The organism is Pseudemcibacter sp., assembly GCF_965661635.1.
Lineage (GTDB): Bacteria > Pseudomonadota > Alphaproteobacteria > Sphingomonadales > Emcibacteraceae > Pseudemcibacter.
Genome location: NZ_CBFIEP010000154.1, coordinates 1 through 3223, shown reverse-complemented (window position 1 = coordinate 3223; position 3223 = coordinate 1). Strand labels below are relative to the sequence as shown.

Below are 3223 nucleotides of genomic sequence, written 5' to 3'. Positions count from 1 at the left end.
TTTATTGCGGACGAAGTGATGTGTGGCATTGGACGCACAGGTTATCTATTCGCTTTGGAAGCCGAAGGGGTTTCACCTGATATATTCACTATAGCAAAAGGACTTGGTGCGGGGTATCAACCAATTGCCGCAGTTCTTGCCAATGAAAAAATTATTAATAGCATCCAAGAAGGAAGTGGAAATTTGTGGAACGGTCATACCTATATGAGCCACGCCATTGCCTGCGCAGGCGCCCTCGCCGTTTTAAAAGTTATTGAAGAAGATCAACTACTAGGTAATGTAAGATCACAAGGACGAAAACTTGAAAAAATGCTACGTAATGAATTTGAAAATCACCCAAACGTAGGTGACATTCGTGGTCGCGGGTTATTTTGGGGATTAGAAATCGTCGAAAATAAAGAAACAAAAGAACCGTTTCCTGCTGAAGCCAACTTATCAGCAAAAATTAAAAAGGATATCCTAGAAAATGGCATGCTTACCTATCCTTCAAATGGTTGTGTAGACGGTATTAGAGGCGATCATATTCTACTCGCTCCTCCTTATACTGTTACTGATGACGAATTGGTAACGATCGTAGATACGGTCAAAAAATGTCTTAATAATCAACTGGGTAAATTAAAATCATGAGCAAAACTATTCTCACTTGTGCGGTTACTGGAAACTTAACATCACCTGATATGCATCCGGGGTTACCAATAACACCTAAACAAATCGCCGAAGAAGGCTTAGCCGCCGCTGACGCGGGCGCCGCTATCTTGCACTTACATGTTCGTGATCCTGAAACGGGCAAAGGCTCGATGAAATTTGAACTCTATGATGAAATGGTAACAAGAATTCGGGAAAAGAATTCAGATGTCATCTTAAATCTTACTACTGGTGAAGGCGGGCGCTTCGTACCCGGGAAAGAAAATCCCCGTATAGCGGGAGAGAATTCAACTCTTTGCCGTCCGGAACTTAGAGTTTCACACGTTGAAAAATTAAAACCTGAAATTTGCACACTGGATCTAAATACAATGTGGTCCGGGCAAGCCGCTGTTATTAACAGCCCTGAAAACCTGAAGATAATGGCTGACCGAATTTACGCTGCCGGTGTCAAACCAGAAATCGAAGTTTTCAATAGCAGCGATATGCATTTATTAAACCACTTTATTTCAGAAGGTGTTATTAAAAACCCTGTTATGGTTCAAATGGTTATGGGTGTAAGGTTTGGGCTTCCTGCAAATTCAGAATCGATGATGTATATGAAATCACAACTTCCCCAAGATGCGGTCTGGGCCGCCTTTGGTATTGGAAGGATGGAATATCCAATGCTTGCTCAAAGCTTCATTATGGGGGGCCATGTCCGCGTCGGTATGGAAGATAATCTTTATATAAAGAAGGGCGAACTTTGTAGCGGTAATGCTCAGCTTGTCTCTAAAGCTGTCCATATCGTTGAAGAACTAGGCGGAAATATTGCTAGCACTAATGAAGCCAGAGAAATTTTAGGACTTTAATGATAAACCTAGCTCTTATGCCCCAAACTTCTGGAAATCGCCATCGCCGTTTCGACGACAGTGGGGACATAAAAGCTTTGCAACCTTTCAAAATCAAACGCGCTATCTGGGCCAGAAATATCAATTACGGCAATAACTTGACCACGGTCATCAAGCAATGGCGCCGTAATGGTCGACCCGCCCCGTTGGACGAAACCACGGGAAATGGCATAGCCATCTTTTGCAGCACTTCTAACGCATTTAATAAGTTCTTCTACAGAATTTGGTGTATGTTCAGTAAGCTTATCGAATTCAACCCCTTGATAAAGTTCCACAATTTCAGCATCGCTCAAATCGCGAAGCAAAACCCAACCAAGAACGCTGGCATAAATTGGTCGTCGTTCACCAGTAGAAATATTACTCACAAAAGATGTATTAGACGTAATATTATCCAAATAGAGAACATCTCTACCATCACGTATGGCAAGATGGCTGGATACTTCGGTAACATCACGCAGTTTTTCAAGATGTGGTTTTGCTGTATTAATGACACCTTGGCTATTCAAATAAGAAAAGCCAAGGCTCAAAATACGCGGCCCGAGTTCATATTGTTTATCAGATTTATCGGTGGTCAAGAACCCCAAGTGCTCCAAGGTATAAGTAATGCGAAAAGCAGAAGAGCGAGAAACACCCAGCTTTTTGCCAATTTCGGCTATGGTCAGAGGCTCACCTGCTTCAGCGATAATTTCAAGAACGCGAAGCCCTCTGGACAAACCGGGAATAAAATATCTATCATGATTTTTATGAAGCGTTTCAGTCATTATTTTCTCAGACACATGGCTCAAATTGTTTTATATACAAAACTTAAGGATTAGAAATGACACAATCGAGCGGAAAAAGCAACCGCCTAATTGCTACTAACGAAGATACATTGGGTCCTTACTACCCAATTTCACTTTGCGATAACGACAGTATGGACTTAACGGAAATAAGGTCAGGAATTATAAATAAACCATTAGGTGAGAAAATCATTATAAATGGTTGTATTAAAGATATAAATGGTAATTTAGCAAATGGAATTTTACTTGAATTCTGGCAACCTAATGCTGCCGGTATATATCGTCGCCCTGATACGGAAACACACCATAAACTTGATCCATGGTTTACCGGATATGCCAGACATCGTACCAAAGATGGTAATTTTACCTTAACAACTATCAAGCCAGGAGTGGACGTCGATTTAGAAACTCCACGAGCACCAAATATTACCCTAACTATTTTCTCCGATGGCATCATGCGTATCGTGACCCAGCTCTTTTTTGAAGGCGAAAAGGCGAATGATACCGACCCTCTTCTGCTTTCCATTAATGAAGAACTTCGTGACCGTTTAATGATCAAACCGGACGGCGAAGATGAAAACGGAATTAAAAAATATAAAATAGAAATCATAATGGCTGGCGATAATGAAACACCATTTTTTGATGATCTTTTAAGTTAGGAACGAACGATGGAAAAACTAGGAAGACAAATTGAGATCGGTCCTACCGATAATACATCAAATGAGCGCACACCGCGTAATAGACTGCATTTAATTCCGGATAATGCCCGTGGTTCATTTGCGCCATACGCACCGCAAAACTATGGTATCAACCCTGTAGAGGCAGATATGACACGCATTGCCCCCGGTCGTCCACGCGGCGAAGGAGATGCAATAAAGGTTACCGGTCAAATAATGGATGAATTTGGACGTC

4 protein-coding genes and 1 pseudogene are annotated in these 3223 nt (G+C 41.6%); 4 read left to right on the top strand and 1 reads right to left on the bottom strand.

What is annotated here, in order from left to right; all coding sequences use genetic code 11:
• Both ACTF6W_RS10460 and ACTF6W_RS10455 read left to right on the top strand, forming a co-directional pair.
• Positions 1 to 627, top strand: a 627-nt coding sequence (locus tag ACTF6W_RS10460) for an aminotransferase class III-fold pyridoxal phosphate-dependent enzyme (protein WP_438994489.1), incomplete at its 5' end; no start/stop codon positions are given.
• Positions 624 to 1493, top strand: a complete 870-nt coding sequence (locus tag ACTF6W_RS10455) for a 3-keto-5-aminohexanoate cleavage protein (protein WP_438994488.1) — start codon at positions 624 to 626, stop codon at positions 1491 to 1493. The genes ACTF6W_RS10460 and ACTF6W_RS10455, both read left to right, overlap by 4 nt.
• 8 nt (positions 1494 to 1501) lie before the next feature.
• On the opposite strand, the gene ACTF6W_RS10450 is transcribed toward ACTF6W_RS10455, so the two are convergent.
• Positions 1502 to 2293, bottom strand: coding sequence for an IclR family transcriptional regulator (locus ACTF6W_RS10450; protein WP_438994487.1), 792 nt, complete (start codon positions 2291 to 2293; stop codon positions 1502 to 1504).
• Between the two features lie 56 nt (positions 2294 to 2349).
• Here ACTF6W_RS10450 and ACTF6W_RS10445 point away from each other — a divergent pair, with 56 nt between their 5' ends.
• Positions 2350 to 2970, top strand: coding sequence for a hypothetical protein (locus ACTF6W_RS10445; RefSeq protein ID WP_438994486.1), 621 nt, complete (start codon positions 2350 to 2352; stop codon positions 2968 to 2970).
• Between the two features lie 9 nt (positions 2971 to 2979).
• Positions 2980 to 3223 (top strand): annotated as a pseudogene (locus tag ACTF6W_RS10440) (hypothetical protein); the annotation flags it as partial.